Source organism: Acrocarpospora phusangensis, from assembly GCF_016862995.1.
Taxonomy (GTDB): domain Bacteria; phylum Actinomycetota; class Actinomycetes; order Streptosporangiales; family Streptosporangiaceae; genus Acrocarpospora; species Acrocarpospora phusangensis.
In genome coordinates, this window is record NZ_BOOA01000075.1 from 1 (window position 1) to 16,070 (window position 16,070).

The 16,070-nt window shown below is 70.5% G+C and carries 13 protein-coding genes; 4 read left to right on the plus strand and 9 right to left on the minus strand.

The genetic code is table 11. The features are described 5' to 3' along the window. Both Aph01nite_RS32375 and sucC read right to left on the minus strand, forming a co-directional pair. The coding region (locus Aph01nite_RS32375; RefSeq protein WP_204044846.1) for a CoA-binding protein at positions 1–456 on the minus strand (456 nt) is incomplete at its 3' end. A gap of 12 nt (positions 457–468) precedes the next feature. Next, positions 469–1,620 carry an ADP-forming succinate--CoA ligase subunit beta gene (gene sucC, locus Aph01nite_RS32380; protein WP_204044847.1) on the minus strand — a complete coding sequence of 384 codons (1,152 nt, stop codon included), beginning with the start codon at positions 1,618–1,620 and terminating at the stop codon, positions 469–471. Positions 1,621–1,719: 99 nt separating this feature from the next. Between sucC and Aph01nite_RS32385 the strand changes: the two genes are divergently transcribed. The 3 genes from Aph01nite_RS32385 to Aph01nite_RS32395 all read left to right on the plus strand — a co-directional run bounded on the left by Aph01nite_RS32385 (position 1,720) and on the right by Aph01nite_RS32395 (position 4,451). Continuing rightward, positions 1,720–3,327 carry an MFS transporter gene (locus tag Aph01nite_RS32385; RefSeq protein WP_204044848.1) on the plus strand — a complete coding sequence of 536 codons (1,608 nt, stop codon included), beginning with the start codon at positions 1,720–1,722 and terminating at the stop codon, positions 3,325–3,327. A gap of 112 nt (positions 3,328–3,439) precedes the next feature. Continuing rightward, a complete protein-coding gene (locus Aph01nite_RS32390; protein WP_204044849.1) occupies positions 3,440–4,171 on the plus strand; it encodes a GntR family transcriptional regulator in 732 nt (243 codons plus the stop codon). Positions 4,172–4,244: 73 nt separating this feature from the next. Next, positions 4,245–4,451, plus strand: coding sequence for a hypothetical protein (locus tag Aph01nite_RS32395; protein ID WP_204044850.1), 207 nt, complete (start codon positions 4,245–4,247; stop codon positions 4,449–4,451). A gap of 997 nt (positions 4,452–5,448) precedes the next feature. Here Aph01nite_RS32395 and Aph01nite_RS32400 read toward each other — a convergent pair. From Aph01nite_RS32400 to Aph01nite_RS32430, 7 genes are all read right to left on the minus strand, one after another. Further along, positions 5,449–6,438 carry a TerC family protein gene (locus Aph01nite_RS32400; protein WP_204044851.1) on the minus strand — a complete coding sequence of 330 codons (990 nt, stop codon included), beginning with the start codon at positions 6,436–6,438 and terminating at the stop codon, positions 5,449–5,451. Further along, on the minus strand, positions 6,435–7,004 hold the full coding sequence (locus Aph01nite_RS32405) for a hypothetical protein (RefSeq protein ID WP_204044852.1): 570 nt from the start codon (positions 7,002–7,004) through the stop codon (positions 6,435–6,437). The genes Aph01nite_RS32400 and Aph01nite_RS32405 overlap by 4 nt, the downstream gene beginning before the upstream one ends. A gap of 1 nt (position 7,005) precedes the next feature. After that, entirely contained in the window at positions 7,006–8,412 is a 1,407-nt protein-coding gene (locus tag Aph01nite_RS32410; protein WP_239162145.1) for an Nramp family divalent metal transporter, read from the minus strand. A 170-nt stretch (positions 8,413–8,582) separates the two neighbouring features. Continuing rightward, positions 8,583–10,709 (minus strand): acetate--CoA ligase family protein, encoded by a 2,127-nt coding sequence (locus Aph01nite_RS32415; RefSeq protein WP_204044853.1) that lies wholly within the window; start codon positions 10,707–10,709, stop codon positions 8,583–8,585. Between the two features lies 1 nt (position 10,710). After that, on the minus strand, positions 10,711–11,937 hold the full coding sequence (gene frc / locus Aph01nite_RS32420; RefSeq protein WP_204044854.1) for a formyl-CoA transferase: 1,227 nt from the start codon (positions 11,935–11,937) through the stop codon (positions 10,711–10,713). Between the two features lie 12 nt (positions 11,938–11,949). Continuing rightward, positions 11,950–13,650, minus strand: a complete 1,701-nt coding sequence (locus tag Aph01nite_RS32425; RefSeq protein WP_204044855.1) for a thiamine pyrophosphate-binding protein — start codon at positions 13,648–13,650, stop codon at positions 11,950–11,952. Positions 13,651–13,757: 107 nt separating this feature from the next. Further along, entirely contained in the window at positions 13,758–14,954 is a 1,197-nt protein-coding gene (locus Aph01nite_RS32430; protein WP_204044856.1) for a molybdopterin molybdotransferase MoeA, read from the minus strand. 73 nt (positions 14,955–15,027) lie between these two features. Here Aph01nite_RS32430 and Aph01nite_RS32435 point away from each other — a divergent pair, with 73 nt between their 5' ends. Further along, entirely contained in the window at positions 15,028–16,011 is a 984-nt protein-coding gene (locus Aph01nite_RS32435) for a 2-dehydropantoate 2-reductase (RefSeq protein WP_204044857.1), read from the plus strand. Positions 16,012–16,070 lie beyond the last annotated feature (59 nt).

Consider the following 16,070-nt stretch of genomic DNA (forward strand, 5'->3'; position numbering starts at 1 on the left):
GACCAGGCCGATCCGGCCCGGTGTGGTGATGTCGGCCGGGATGATGCCCGCGTTCGAGAAACCGGGAGTGATCAGCCCGGGGCAGTTGGGCCCGATGATCCGGGTACGGCCGGACGCGCGCGCCCGGGCCAGGAACGTCAGCGAGTCGTGCACGGGGATGCCCTCCGTGATGACGACGCAGAGCCCGATGCCGGCCTCCACCGCCTCCAGCACGGCGTTCTTGGCGAACCTGGGCGGTACGAAGACCACCGAGACGTCCGCGCCCGTCGCCTCCATCGCCTCGCCCACGCCGGAGAAGACCGGAATGCCGTTGTGGCTGGAGCCGCCCTTGCCCGGGGTCACCCCCGCCACCACCGTGGTCCCCGCGGCCACCATGCGCGCCGTGTGCCGGCTTCCCTCGGCGCCGGTCATGCCCTGCACGAGCACTCTGCTGTCTTTGGTCAGGAAGATCGCCATCGTTACCGCTCCTCACGCAGCCGAACGGGCCAGCCGGGCCGCCTCTTCCGCGGCGCCGTCCATGGTCGGGACCTGCCGGACGGAGGGATGCGCGGCCTGGCTGAGGATCAGCCGGCCCGCCTCCGCGTTGTTGCCGTCCAGCCGGACGACGATGGGGTGCCCGTGGCCGCGCTCCCCGAGCGAGTCGAGCGCCGCGACGATCCCGTCCGCCACCGCGTCGCAGGCGGTGATCCCGCCGAAGACGTTGACCAGGACCGACTTGACGTCAGGGTCGGACAGGATGATCCCCAGCCCGTCGGCCATGACCTGGGCGGACGCGCCGCCGCCGATGTCGAGGAAGTTCGCGGGCCTGGCCCCCGCCTGGGCGACCACGTCGAGCGTGCTCATCACCAGCCCGGCGCCGTTGCCGATCACGCCGACCTCGCCGTCGAGCTTCACGTAGTTGAGCCCCTTGGCCTTGGCCCGGCTCTCCAGATCGTCGCCTTCCACCGCTTCCGCGTCCGGGGCGGCGTGCCGGAAGGCGGCGTTCTCGTCGAGGGTGACCTTGCCGTCCAGGGCGATCACGCGGCCGTCGGCCGTACGCGCGAGGGGGTTGACCTCGACGAGGACCGCGTCCTCCTCGACCATGACCCGCCAGAGCCGGACCAGGACGTCGGCGATCTCCTTCCGGACCTCCTCGGGCAGCCCGGCCCCCTCGGCGATCAGCCGCGCGGTCCGCTGGTCCACGCCGGTGAGCGGGTCGATGGGGAGCCGCAGCAGGGCCTCCGGACTGGTGGCCGCGACCTCCTCGATGTCCATGCCGCCCTGGGCGGAGGCCATCGCGAGGAAGGCGCCGTTCGCGCGGTCGACGAGGAACGCCGCGTAGTACTCCTCTAACAGCACGGTGGCCGGTTCGACCAGCACACTGCGGGCGATATGGCCTTTGATGTCCATTCCGAGGATCGCGCGCGCCTCCTCCTCGGCCGTGGCCGGGCCCGGCGCGACCTTGATGCCGCCCGCCTTCCCCCGCCCGCCGACCTTGACCTGCGCCTTCACGACCACCGGCATGGCCAGCTCCGCCGCGATGGCACCGGCCTCCTCCGGCGTGGTCGCCACCGCACCCCCGGGAATCGGGACTCCGTGCCGGGCGAACAGCTCCTTCGCCTGATGCTCGTACAGATCCATCGGGCCCTCCTCAACCGGTTCCTGTAGACGGTATACCGTATGGCATCTGACTCGTCCAGCCCTGGACAGCGGAACGGTACCTGGGATATCCCATACAGTATGCAGAATGCAATCGAGGTCCGTGACTGGCGCGGCAGGATCTACCTCGTCGGCCCCTCCGCCACCGAACTGCTCCCCCGTCCCCGCTCGTGGATGCTGGGGGCGGCCTGGGCGGCCATGGCCGCCATCGCCCCCATGCAGTACGGCTACGCCGCCGTGGCCCCGCGCCTCGCCGAGGCCCAGGGCCTGCCGCTGGCGGCCTCCCTCGTCCCGCTCGCGGTGTGGCTGGCCTGCCAGGCGCTCGCGGCCCTCGCCACCGCGATCCTGCTGTCGCGCGGCCGCCTCCAGGCCGGCTCCGCGCTCCGTCTCGGCGCGCTCCTGTCCGGTGCGGCCCTGCTCACCGTCGCCGCCGCGACCGGCCCCTCCCCCAGCCTGCCCGGCTCCCCCACGGCCCTCCCCATCCTGATCGTCGGGTACGGCCTGCTCGGCGGCATCGGCGCCGGCCTGGTGTACGGCGCCTGCACCCAGACGGTCGCCCGCTGGTATCCGGACCGCCCGGCCATCCGCGTCAGCCTCGTGACCGGCGCCTTCGCGTACGGGACGATTCCGCTGGCCGTGGCTGTCGGCCTGGACCACGAGCTGGTCGGCCCGGCGTTCCTGGTCGCGGCCGGGGTGGCCGTGGCCGTGACGGCCGCGGCGGCCTCGCTGGTGCGTACCCCGCCGTCGTTGTGGTGGCCGCCGGAGGTGGATCCTTGTGCCTGGGCGCTGGACCGGTCGGTTCTGCACCGACAGCCCCGGGCGGCGCGCCAGTTCTCGCTCGGCGAGGCGGCCCGGACCCGCTGCCTGGCGGTCCTGGCGTCGATCCTGGTGGTCGCGGGGGCGATCGGGATCTTCAACGTCATCGCCCTGGCGGTCACACTCGACGCCGGAGCCCCGGTCGTCGCCGGGCTCATCGCCCTCTTGCTGCTGCTCAACGGCGCGGGACGGTCGGGTGCGGTCCTGCTCGCGGAGCGGTTCGGCCGGCCCCGGGTGCTCTCACTCGTGCTCCTGTCCCTGGGCGCGGGGCAGGCCCTCCTGGCCTTGGCCGCACTGACAGCCCGGACCGGGGCAGCCTGGGCGACCCAGCCCGCGGCTTGGCTCGCCTCTTCCGCCGGCACCGGCATCACGGCGTCCGCGGAAGCGATGTCCATCACCGGGTCACACGCGACCGAGATCAGCGTCGGCACAGGCGTCGAGGCCGCGGCAAGAATCGGAGCCGGCACGGGGTTGCACGCCGGCACGGATTTCGAGGCCGGCGCGGCCGGGCTCGGGGCGGGGATCGAGGCCGCGGCGGGCTTGGGGGGCGGAACGGGCATCGGGGTCGGGGCGGGGGTTCTGGCTCTGGTCGGGGTGGTTCTGGCGGGGCTCGGGAGTGGGGCGTGCTATCCGCTGATCGCGTCGCTGGTGCGTGAATATTTCGGTGATGAGCGCATGTCCGGCATTCACGGGGTGGTCTACTCCGCGAAGGCCGTCGCCGGATCCGCGGGAGTCGGACTGGCAATCTGGGGATCGGCGGACATCGTCGCGGCGTTCCTCGTCGCGGCCGCTATGGCGATCGCGGCGGTGGGTTTTTGCGGGCTGCTGCGCAGGCCCGGATTGCCCGCGACCCTCCCCAGCAGCGCGCTGTGATCGATCTCACCTCAGAGTGCACTGACAAGAATGTATGCTGTAGGCAGTCGACGACAAACATTTAGACGTCAGACTTTTCGGCGATATGCCGCCCATTCTGGAGTTGAGAAAGATGCTCGCGAACCAGGGAGCCACTGCGAAAATCACCCGGCCCACGACGCTCAGGGAAAGTGTGTTCGAAGCGATTCTCGAGCTCATCATCGTCGGAAATCTGGAGCCCGGCCAGCATCTGGTCGAGAACGAGCTGGCCGACATCCTGGGGGTTTCGCGCCAGCCCGTCCGCGAGGCGCTCCAGCTGCTGAGCGGGGAGGGATGGGTGGACCTTCGGCCTGGTCACGGCGCGTTCGTGCACGCCCCCACGGTCGCCGAGGCCGACCAGCTGCTGGCCGTGCGCACGCTGCTGGAGACCGAGTCGGCCCGCCTGGCCGCCCGCAACTCCGACGAGCCCGGCGTGGCCCACCTGCGCATGTTGTGCGCCCGCGGCCTGGCCGCGTTCGAGGCCGACGACGTGGACGGCGCCGTGGCCGCCAACTCCGAGCTGCACGCCGCGGTGACGGCGCTTTCCGGCAACCAGGTCCTGGCCGAGCTGACCGCCCAGGTCGCGCGGCGGGTCCGGTGGTACCACACGCCGGTCGCGCGCCAGCGTGGGCGGGCGTCCTGGGAGGAGCACACCGCGCTCATCGACGCGATCGCGGACGGCGACGAGGACCTGGCGGGCGAGATCATGCGCCGCCACACCGAGCACACCCGGCACTCCTACCTGGAGCAGCGGGCCGGCCAGGGCGAGGAGAGCGTCTCCACTCCGGTCCGGCGGCGCCGTCCGCGCGCCGCGGCCAACAGTTGACACGACTTTCATCGGCCGCCCGTTTCCTTGAAACACGCCGGGTAGAGGATGAAACCGAAAGGAGGTGACCTCCATGAAGGCGTTTCTGAACCGGCTCCGCGGCCTCCGCGACAGACCCAGAACCGGCACCGCCGACGGCAGGCCGATCGGCCTGGGGCTGGCGACCGCGATGCGCAACTACTACTCCGCCCACGAGGCCGAGCGGCACCTGCGCCGCTGGGCCGCCGAACACCCCGCCACCACCCCGGCCGATCGTTCCGGCGAGCACCACTCCCGCTAGACCGGCCGCCCATCCCCGGACCAGCCCATCCACGCTGATCCAGCACACGCGGAGATGGCACTCCGCACAGCACGACAGAGCACACGGAACAGCACGGAGCACCACAGGGCACTACAGAGCAGCACGAAACAGCAGGGTCAGAGCCGGACCAACGCCCGCCGCGGCCACCGCGCGCGACCCCCAACCGGCTCCCCCGGCGACCGTCCCGCCAGGACCGGCTCCGTCTGCGACCCAGCCCAGGGCACCCGGCCACCAGGGACTCGCCTCCGAACACTCACATCAGCCGCACCCCGCGGCCGATGCCGGTCGCCTGTCTGTCCTTCTCGCACGACCAACGCAGAGAAGAACCGGCCGTCTGTCGTGCGGTCCATCCCGCTGTCGCCCTGAACGCAGAAGTCCGCAATTGGGACTCCGGCGATCGAGAACCCCTCCATAGGGATCCGCTCGGCGCCGGGTCCACATTGCGCGTAGCCGAGACCTCCACTCCGCCCGAAAATTCCGAGACGCATCACATCCATTCCCGCGCGAAGGGCGTTCCGCGCGCGGCTTCTCATCTATTCCCCATGAAATGATCCGCGCGAGACGGTTCCTGCCATTCCTGGAGCCACAGAGCGCGAGAGGGTCGTAACTTCGCCCGCGGAGTGGTGAATGGACCAGACGCCGGGGTTCTCACCGTTATCCGGCGCCGTTTACGCCGGTGCCGCCTCTCGCCACACCAGCGCCAAGAGAGATCGGCCCATTCGGCTAGTGCGGTGTCCAGTGACGTTCACCGGCTCGGGGCGCCGCGATTCTTGAGATCGCGGAGCCACTTCGACCCGGCCAAGGTTCGTGGTCACCGCACTAGGCGCTATTAGCTTGATCTTTAAAGAGCTGAGACGGGGAACTCCTGGCGCGGATGGCCTCGTCGGCTGCCAGTCGCCCGTACGTGGGTGGGGATGCGGGCTGGCGGGCGGTCCGGGTGAGGGCCGCCCGCCAGGGGTGGGTGTGCGGAAAGGGGTCAGGTGTCGACTTCGGCGGGTTCGCGGGGAGGGGTGGCCGCCGCGCGACGGGCGTCGGAGCGGGACTTGACGAGGCTGGCGATCGTGGTCAGGGCGAGGGTGCCGACGATGACGCCCAGGGATACCGCGATCGGCACCTCCGGCGCCCAGGAGACGCCGTCGTGGTTGAGGGCTTCCAGGATGAGTTTGACGCCGATGAAGGCGAGCACGATCGACAGGCCCTTGCTGAGGTAGACCAGCCGATCCAGCAGCCCTCCGATCAGGAAGAACAACTGGCGCAGGCCCATCAGCGCGAACACGTTGGCCGTGAACACCAGGTACGGCTCCCGGGTCAATCCGAAGATCGCCGGAATCGAGTCCAGGGCGAACAGCAGGTCCGTCGTCCCGATGGCCACCATGACGATGAGCATCGGCGTGACCAGCCGCCGGCCCGCGACCTGAACCGTGAGTTTCGCCCCGTGGTAGACGTCCGTGGCGGGCAGCACCCGCCGTACGGCACGGATGGCGACGTTCTCGGAGAACTCGGCTTCCTCCTCCTCATGTCCGATGAGCTTCCACGCCGTGTAGACCAGGAACGCGCCGAACACGTAGAACAGCCAGTCGAACCTGGCCACGGCCTCGGCGCCGGCCGCGATGAAGATGCCGCGCATGACCAGCGCGATCACGATGCCGATCAGCAGCACCTTCTGCCGGTACTCCCGGGGCACCGAGAAGCGGCTCATGATCAGGAGGAAGACGAACAGGTTGTCCATGCTGAGCGAGTACTCGGTGATCCAGCCGGCGAAGAACTCGCCGCCTCGGGCGGGCCCGGCCAGGAGCAGCAACCCGCCGCCGAACGCCGCCGCGAGTCCCACGTAGAAGAGCACCCACCACGTGCATTCGCGAAAGGACGGCTCGCGCGGGTTGCGCGCGACCAGAAAAAAGTCGAAGGCCAGCACGAGGGCGAACGCGCCGATCGTGACGAGCCACACCCAGGTGGGCAGGTTCATCGAACCCCTTTCTTCGTCTTGGCCCGCCGCCGGTCACGGGCGCGTGACAGGGTCGCGGCGTGTTCCACGTACCGCCGGAGCAGCAGGGCCGCTTCGGGGTTGTGGGGGGCCACCCGCATCAGCCACTGCGGCATGAAGCGCTCGTGCAGCCAGAGGAAGCCGATCGCGAAGCCGAGGCTGACCATGGCCTGGTAGGCGAGGAAGCCGCCCACGCCGCCGGACAGGTACACCTGCCCGTGCAGGACGAGGCCGGCGACCGTCTCCTGGAACAGCCGGGCCAGGGGGAAGGAGATGAGCCAGAAGACGCCGGCCGGCGCGAAGACGCCCGGCCGGAACAGGCCGCTGAACCTGCCGCCGAACAAGCGGGGCCCGAGCAGCGTGCCGTACGCCCCGCCGAGGAGGCCGAGCGGGAGGGCGAGGGCGAGCGCCGAGACGGCGGCCCAGCCGGTGGACTGCCCCGCGAGGAGGGTCAGCCCACCGGCCATGGCGCCGGCGACGACTCCGATCGACAGCCCCGGGAGCGCGAGTTCCGCGTAGTGTCGTCCGAATGATCGTCCAGGCGCCATGTCAGCCCACTACCACGCCGAACGCGAACAGGCTGTAGAGCAGCATGCCGAGGTAGAACACCGCGCCGAAGCCGATGATCAAGTTCGTCCAGATCTTGGGCCGGATGGGTTTGGGCAGCATCCGGTTGTTCACCAGCAGCAGCGTCACGCAGTACGCGCCCATCGCGAACGTGGACAGGAACGCCAGCGTGTCGAGGATGCCGCTGGGCCCGTCGGCGGGGCCGAACAGCAGGATGAGGATGCCGAAGGCGATGACGCCCCACAGGAACGCGGCGTAGAGGTGCGACATGCGCAGCCGCTTGGCGCCGCGTACGAAGTGGTAGGTCATGTCGGCCTGGCCGCGGGAGAAGGAGTCGAACAGGCCGAGGGTGGCGTTCATGCCGATCAGGGCGATGAAGCCGAGGAAGACGACGCCCAGGACGGAGCTGCCCGCCGAGGCGAAGGAGTCCGCCATGGCGTTGAGCGCAGCCTCCCGCTCGCCGTTCTCGATGACGTCCTTGACGCCGGGGGTGTTCCTGGCCGCGGCCTGGGCGATCACGGTGAACGAGATCGTCACGAGCATCGTGATGCCCCAGAAGAGCAGCAGCGCGTCGAAGGTGACCCAGCGCCGCCAGCCCTTCCACTTGCGCATCTCCTCCGGGTTCTCGGTGTCGAACATGAAGCCGCGCGACGGCATGGCCTCTTCCTCACCGGCGTGCCGGAGTCCGCGGATCTGCGGGATGTGCGAGCCCATGCCGGCGCCGGAGTCGCGCAGGTGCAGCGTGTACCACATCTGCTGCATGCCCGACGGGCCGGCGAAGGCGATGGAGCCGACGATGACCGGGAACCAGGCCGCCGACATGGCCTCGGACGGCAGGTAGCCGAAGGAGAACATGCCCGTGATGGTGTTCACCACGTCGCTCCAGGTGCCGACCATGGCCGCCACGACCGCGGTGCTCACCACGAGCGTGCCGATCAGGATCGAGAGCACGCTCTCCAGGAAGCTGTAGATCACCTTGGCGAGGCTGAAGACCACCCCGACTAAAAGTAATCCGACCACGGCCGTGACCGTCCATGGGATTCCTGTTATCTCCTCGAACGCCGCCGCGCCCGCCGACAGGTGGCCTGGCCAGATGTAGACCAGGATGGCGACGACGAAGAAGAACCACATCAGCGGCTTGAAGACCCGGGCCGCGCCGAAGAAGATGCTCTCTCCGGTGGCCATCGCGTACCGCGCCATCTCCAGCATGACGACGGCCTGGAGGGTGACGCCGATGAGGAACAGCCATCTGATCTCCGGCCCGAAGAGCAGGACCAGCCGGGGCCACATGTAGGACTCGCCCATGCCCACGCCGAGCGCGACGAGGAACACGGTGGGCCCGAGGATGTGCACCGACGGGGGCGCGTCGGGCAGCGTGCGGATGGGCATCGGCTCCAGCTTGCCCGCCCGCCATACTCGTTCTTCTTGATCCGCTGGGGCAGCCGTGTGCTCGGTCGCCGGTGTTCTTGACGTGTCCACGTATGGACCTCCTCGGGAGTTTGGTTGATCCCGCCTGTCCCCGATTCGCCCCCTCGCTTGGTGCGGCCCCCCTCGCCTGGTCAGCCGCTCAGTAAGCCGGCCGCCCGGGCCCAGCGGTATTTCGCGCCGAGCACCGCCACCGGCCTTTCCGTGGTGTACGGATAGGCGATGACACCGTGGTCGAAGAGGTATTCGCACGCCTCCTCGACTTCGACGTCACCGGCCAGCGACGCCACGACCGGCTTCTCGTTGCCCCTGGCCCGCTCCTCGGCCACGACCTTGGAGACCAGCTCGGCGAAGACCATCGGCGGGGTGACGATGGTGTGCCAGTAGCCGAGCACCAGGGCGTGGATCCGGGGGTCGGTCAGGCCGAGCCTGAGGGTGTTCTCATAGGTGCTGGGCGGCTCGCCGCCCGTGATGTCGATCGGATTGCCGGCCGCCCCGAACGGCGGGATGTACGCGCGGAACGCCTCGTCCAGGTCGGGCGGGATCTCCATCAGGGTGAGCCCGTTGTCCACGCACGCGTCGGAGAGCAGCACTCCCGAGCCGCCGGCGCCGGTGATGATGACGACGTTCTCACCCTTGGGCGTGGGCATGAGCGGAAGGGCGCGCGCGTACTCCAGCATCTCGTTCAGTCCGGGGGCACGGACCACGCCGGCCTGGCGCAGGATGTCGTCGTATACCTTGTCGTCGCCGGCGAGCGCGCCGGTGTGGGACCCGGCGGCGCGGGCGCCCATGGCGGTCCGGCCAGCCTTGAGCACGACCACCGGCTTGTTCTTCACCATGCGGCGGGCGGCCTCGACGAAGCCGCGCCCGTCCTTGAGGTCCTCCAGGTGCATGGCGACGAGGCGGGTGTTGTCGTCCTGCTCGAAGAAGGTGAGCAGATCGTCCTCGTCCACGTCGGCCTTGTTGCCGACGCCGACGATCGCGGACACGCCCATCCTGGTGCTCCGGCTGAAGCCTAAGATGGCCATCCCGATGCCGCCGCTCTGCGAGGTCAGCGCCACACTGCCGCGCACGTCGTACGGCGTGCAGAAGGTCGCGCAGAGGTTCTCCGGCGTGTAGTAGTACCCGTAGATGTTGGGGCCGAGCATGCGCACCCCGTGCCTGCGGGCGATCTCGACGATCTCCTGCTGGCCCTCGACGTTGCCGGTCTCCGCGAACCCGGACGGGATCATGATGGCCCCGGCCACCCCCTTGTTGCCCGCGTCCTCCAGGGCCCCGGGCACGAATTGGGCGGGGATGGCGAACACGGCCACGTCGACCTCGCCGGGCACGGCCGCCAGGTTCGGGTAGGCGGGCAGCCCGAGGATCTCGGTGGCCTTCGGGTTGATCGGGTAGATCCGGCCCCGGTAGCCGCCGTTGATGAGGTTCCGCATCACCGAGTTGCCGATCTTCCCGGTCTCCGCGGAGGCGCCGATGACGGCCACCGCGCGCGGCTTGAAGATGCGGTTCATCGAGGCGAGGATCTCCTCCCGGGTCAGCCGCGCCGGCTGCTCGGGGGTCTCGGCGGCGAGCAGGATCCGCACGTCGGCGGCGACCGCCCCGTCCGGCCCGGCGAAGACCGGGTTGAGGTCGACCTCGGCGATCTCGGGATGGTCGGCCACCAGGGCGGCGACACGCTCGATCATGGCAGCGAGCGCGTCGCGGTCGGCCGGCTCGGCCCCCCGCGCCCCGCGCAGCACTTCCGCCGCTTTGATGTCATCCAGCATCCCGAGTGCATCATCACCCGAAACTGGGGCAAGTCGGAAGGTCACATCCTTAAGGACCTCAACCAGGACGCCGCCCAGACCGAAGGCCACGACTTTGCCGAAGGTGGGATCGGTCACCGCACCGATGATCACCTCGTGGCCGCCGCCGACCATCTGCTGGACCTGCACGCCGTCGATGACGGCGTCCGCATCGTACGCCCGGGCCGCGGCCATGATCTGGTCGTAGCCGGACCGGACCGCGTCGGGGGTGGCCAGGCCGACGAGCACGCCGCCCGCCTCGGTCTTGTGCAGGATGTCCGGGGAGACGATCTTCAATACGACCGGGAAGCCGATCTCCCCGGCCAGGGCGGCGGCCTGCTCGGCGGAGGTGGCCACGCCCTCACCGGGGGTGGCGATCCCGTACGCGTCGCAGATGCGCTTGCCCTCGGGGGCGGTCAGCGCCAGCCGGCCCTCGGCCTTGGCCTTTTCGAGGATCTCTCCAACCTCGTTCGACATCTCAGACAACTCCGTCTCTCTTGAGCTGGGCCAGCTCTTCTGGGGTGACGCCGAGCCCGGCGTAGATCTCCTGGTTGTGCTCGCCGAGCAGGGGCGGCGTGGTCACCTCGACCGGGGAGTCGGAGAGGTGGAGCGGGCTGCCGACGGTGACGAAGGACCCGCGCTCGGGGTGCTCGACGGTGACGACCGCGCCCTCGGCGCGCAGCGACTCGTCCTCGACGAGCTCACGGGTGGACAGGATCGGCCCGCACGGGATGTTCTGCGCGTTCAGCCGGTCCAGCACCGTCCACTTGTCGTGCTGGATGCTCCACTCCTCGATGAGCTGGAACATCTTGTCGAGCTTGGGCAGCCGCGCCTCCGGGGTGGCCCACTCGGGGTCCTCCGCCAGCTCCGGGCGGCCGATGATCGCCGACAGCGGGCGCCAGCCCACCGGCTGCACGATGACGTAGATGTAGTCGTTCGGCCCGCCGGGCGAGCAGCGCACCGCCCAGCCGGGCTGGCCGCCGCCGGAGGCGTTGCCCGACCGGGGCACCTCCGTGCCGAACATCTCGTTCGGGTACTCCCGGAGCGGGCCGTGCGCCAGCCGCTGCTGGTCGCGCAGCTTGACCCGGCACAGGTTGAGCACCGCGTGCTGCATGGCCACCTGGACCCGCTGGCCGCGGCCGGTCTGCCCGCGCTGGTAGAGGGCGGCCAGGATGCCGGCCACGGCGTGCACGCCGGTGCCGGAGTCGCCGATCTGGGCGCCGGTGGCCAGCGGCGGGCCGTCCTCGAAACCGGTGGTGGACATCGATCCGCCCATCGCCTGGGCGATCACCTCGTACGCCTTGAAGTCCGCGTAGCGTCCCGGGCCGAAGCCCTTGATCGACGCGTACACCAGGCGGGGGTTGAGCTCCTGCAGGCGCTCCCAGGTGAAGCCCATCCGGTCGACGGCGCCGGGGCCGAAGTTCTCGACCAGGATGTCGGCCTCCTTGACCAGGCCGGTGAACAGCTCCTTGCCGCGCGCGCTCTTCATGTTGAGGGTGATGCTGCGCTTGTTGCAGTTGAGCATCGTGAAGTAGAGGCTGTCGACGCCAGGCACGTCACGCAGCTGCTGCCGGGTGATGTCGCCGCTGGGGGCCTCCAGCTTGACGACGTCGGCGCCGAGCCAGCCGAGCAGCTGGGTGCAGGACGGGCCGGACTGCACGTGGGTCATGTCGAGGACGCGGACGCCCTCCAGAGCCTTTCCCATGCCGGTCCTCCGTTACTTGTACATCGTCTGGTTCATGGTTCCGGGGGCGTACACATCCGGATCGACCCATACGTTGATCAGCGCGGGCTTGCCGGACTCGCGGGCGCGCTCCAGCGCGGGCCGGATCTCCGCCGGGTCCCTGACCTCCTCGCCGTGGCCGCCCAGCATCCGGGCGAACTCGTCGTAGCGCACGTCGCCGAGGGTGTTGCCGACCCGGCCGCGGGCGTCGCCGTACTTGGCGGCCTGGCCGTAGCGGATCTGGTTCATCGAGGAGTTGTTGCCGATGACGCCGATGAACGGCAGGTCGAAGCGGACCATGGTCTCGAAGTCCCACCCGGTGAGGCTGAAGGCGCCGTCGCCGAAGAGGCAGAGCACCTCCTTGTCGGGGCGCGCGTACTTGGCGGCCATGGCGAACGCGACGCCGACGCCGAGGGTGCCCAGCGGGCCCGGGTCCATCCAGTGGCCGGGCGACTTGGGCTGCACGACCTGCCCGGAGAAGGTGACGATGTCGCCGCCGTCGCCGATGTAGATGGTGTCCTCGGTGAGGAACTCGTTGATCTCGTGGACCAGGCGGTAGGGGTCGATGGGCTGGGCGTCGGAGAGCTGGCGGGGCAGTCGGCTCTGGTACGCCTTGGTCTCGACCGCGCGCAGCTCCTCCAGCCATTCCTTGCGGCGGGCCGCGCCGTTGTCCACCCGTCCGGAGGCGGCCTGCGCGGCGGCGGACAGGATGAGCCCGGCGTCGCCGACGATGCCCAGGTCGATGTCGCGGTTCTTGCCGACCGTGCGGTAGTCGAGGTCGATCTGCACCACGGTGGCGGACTTGGACAGGCGCTTGCCGTATCCCATCCGGAAGTCGAACGGCGTGCCGACGATGATGATCAGGTCGGCCTCGGTGAACGCGTAGCGCCGCGACAGCTGGAAGTGGTGCGGGTCGCCGGGCGGCAGCGTGCCGCGCCCGGATCCGTTCATGTACGCCGGGACGTTGAGCGCCCGCACGAAGTCGATCGCGTCGTCGGTGGCCCGGCACGTCCACACCTGGCTGCCCAGCAGCACGCACGGCTTCTCGGAGTGCACGAGCAGGTCGGCCAGGCGCTCGATGGCCGCGGGGTCGCCGGCCTGCCGGGTGGACGCCCGATACCGCCCGGCCTCCGGAATCCTGGCCTTGGCCACGGGCACCGACGCGTCCAGCACGTCCCGCGGGATCTCCAGGAAAGACGGCCCCGGCGCGCCGTGGTAGCACTCACGGAACGCCATCGACACGATGTCGGCCACCCGTTCCGTGCCCGGGACCGTGGCCGCGAACTTGGTGATGGGGGTCATCATGTCCACGTGCGGCAGGTCCTGCAGCGAGCCCATCTTGTGCTGGCTGAGGGCGCCCTGGCCGCCGATGAGCAGCATCGGGCTCTCCGCGCGGAAAGCGTTGGCCACACCGGTCACCGCGTCGGTCGTGCCGGGCCCGGCCGTGACCACCGCGCACCCGGGTTTCCCGGTGATCCGCGCGTAGCCGTCAGCGGCGTGCGCGGCCACCTGCTCGTGCCGGACGTCGATGACCTCGATGCCCTCGTCCACGCAGCCGTCGTAGATGTCGATGATGTGGCCGCCGCAGAGCGTGAAGATCACGTCGATCCCCTCCGCCTTCAGGGCCTTCGCCACCAGGTGGCCGCCGGAGATCGTTTCCGGCGCGTCCGCTGCCTGCGCCACTGGCTCCGTCATCTGTGTCGTCCTTCCGGGAGACGTTGTGCTTCATGTCTACGCCATACTGCATACCGTATGAGGACCATGGTTACCCTCCTGTCCCTGGGATGTCCAGAGGTTTCGGCCTACTCGCTCGGACCGGGCTCCACCGGCAGGGCCAGCAGCTCGACCGGGCCGCCGGCCCAGCCGGGCGGGAGCACGGCCAGCGCGTCGGCCAGCGCCGGGCCGCGCAGGGATCCCGGCCGGTCGTGGCCGGTCGGCACGGCGCCGCGCGCCGACCGCCGGACCGCCACCAGCCGGGTGTCGGCGGGATGCGCGGCCACGGGCACGGCCAGCGCGGAGTGCTCCCCCACCGCCTCGGCGCGCCCGCCCAGCGCGCGCAGCACCGGCGCCAGCAGCGTCAGCGCCGCCGCCAGCGCCGCGAACGGATTGCCGGGCAGGCCGACCAGCAGCCGCCCGTCGGGGAGCCTGGCCAGCAGCTGCGGATGCCCGGGACGGACCGCGACGCCGTCGACCAGGACCGTCGCCCCGGCCGCCGCCAGCACGTCCCGCAGATGATCGGCCGGCCCGCGCGAGGATGCCCCGCACACGACCACCACGTCACCGGCGCCGTCGTCGAGGGCCCTGGCCAGCACGCGCTCCCCGTCGGGCAGGTAGCGGGACGGCAGCGCCTCCCCGCCCGCCCACGCGATCAGGCCGGGCAGCATCGGGCCGACGGCGTCCCGCACCCGGCCGGGACCGGGAACCCCCGCGCGCACCACCTCGTCCCCGGTGACCAGGACCTCCGCCACCGGGCGCGGCCGGACCCGCAGGAGATCATGGCCGAGCGCGGCGGCGAGCCCGAGCACGACCGGCGTGACCAGGGTGCCCGCGGCCAGCAGGGGCTCGCCCCTCGCGCAGTCCTCACCCCGCCGCCGGATGTGCCGTCCCGGCTCGATCTCGCCGAACACCACGCCGTCCACGCCGGTGGACGCCTCGTACGGCAGCACCGCCTCGGCGCCCACCGGGACCGGAGCCCCCGTGCCGATCTCCACGGCGGTGCCGGACCGCAACGTCCCCCCGTACGGCGAGCCGCCCGCCAGCACCCGGCCCACCACCCGCCACGGCGGCCGGCCGGCCACGGCGTAGCCGTCCATCGCGGCCACGTCGTCGCGCGGCAGCGGGATCAGGGCGCGCAGCGGTTCGGCCAGGCGCGCCCCGTACGCCCCCGAAAAGGGCAGGTCGGCGGCGGGGAGCGGGGCGGCGGCGCGGTAGGCGACGCGGCGCGCCCGGTCCCAGGGCACGTCGGCGCGCACGGGCCGGACGCCGGACACGACAGTCATGGCGACTCCTTGACCTCAAAACTTTCCATACTGTATACCGAATGCACGGTCGACGCGAGAACGGAGCTTGCTTGTGAAGGTCGCTGTTCTTGGCGCCGGCGCCATCGGCGCGTATGTGGGGGCCGCCCTGCATCGCGCCGGCGTCGAGGTGCATCTCATCGCCCGCGGGGAGCACCTCGCGGTCATGCGGAGGTCCGGCGTGCGCGTGCTCAGCCCGCGCGGGGACTTCACCGCCCATCCGTACACCACCGACGATCCCCGCGAAATAGGACCGGTCGACCATGTCTTCCTGGGTCTGAAGGCCAACTCCTACGCCGCGGCCGGAGAGATGATCAAGCCACTGCTGCACGAGAGGACGTCCATCGTCGCCGCCCAGAACGGCATCCCGTGGTGGTACTTCCACCGGCTCGCGGGGCCGTACGAGGGGTATCGGATCGAGAGTGTGGACCCGGGCGGGGCGGTCACGGCCGCGCTGCCGCTGGAGCGGGCCATCGGATGCGTGGTCTACGCGGCGACGGAGATCGAGGAGCCCGGCGTGATCCGCCACCTGGAGGGCACCCGGTTCTCCATCGGGGAGCCCAGCGGCGAGCTGTCGCCGCGCTGCGTCGAGCTGAGCGAGGCCATGATCGCGGGCGACCTGAAATGCCCGGTCGAGGCCGACCTGCGGCACGACATCTGGGTGAAGCTGATGGGCAACGTCGCCTTCAACCCGATCAGCGCGCTGACCCGGGCCACCATGGCGGGCATCTGCCGGCACCGCAGCACGCGCGAGGTCGTCGTGACGATGATGCGCGAAACGGTCGAGGTGGCCCGGCGGGTCGGCTGCGATCCGCGCATCTCCATCGAACGCCGGCTGGCCGGGGCCGAGCGGGCCGGGGAGCACAAGACCTCGACGCTGCAGGACCTGGAGAAGGGCAAACCCCTCGAACTCGACGTGCTGCTGGCCGCCGTGGTGGAGCTGGCGGATCTGACCGGCGCCTCGGTGCCGACCCTGCGCGCGGTGCACGCGGTCACCGACCTGCTGGACGAGCAGGTCAGGCTTGTGCCTTCGGCGTGACCGAGAATACCGTAGGCTGTATACAATCTTCGCTGCGAACAATTCTGGAAGGGATTGGG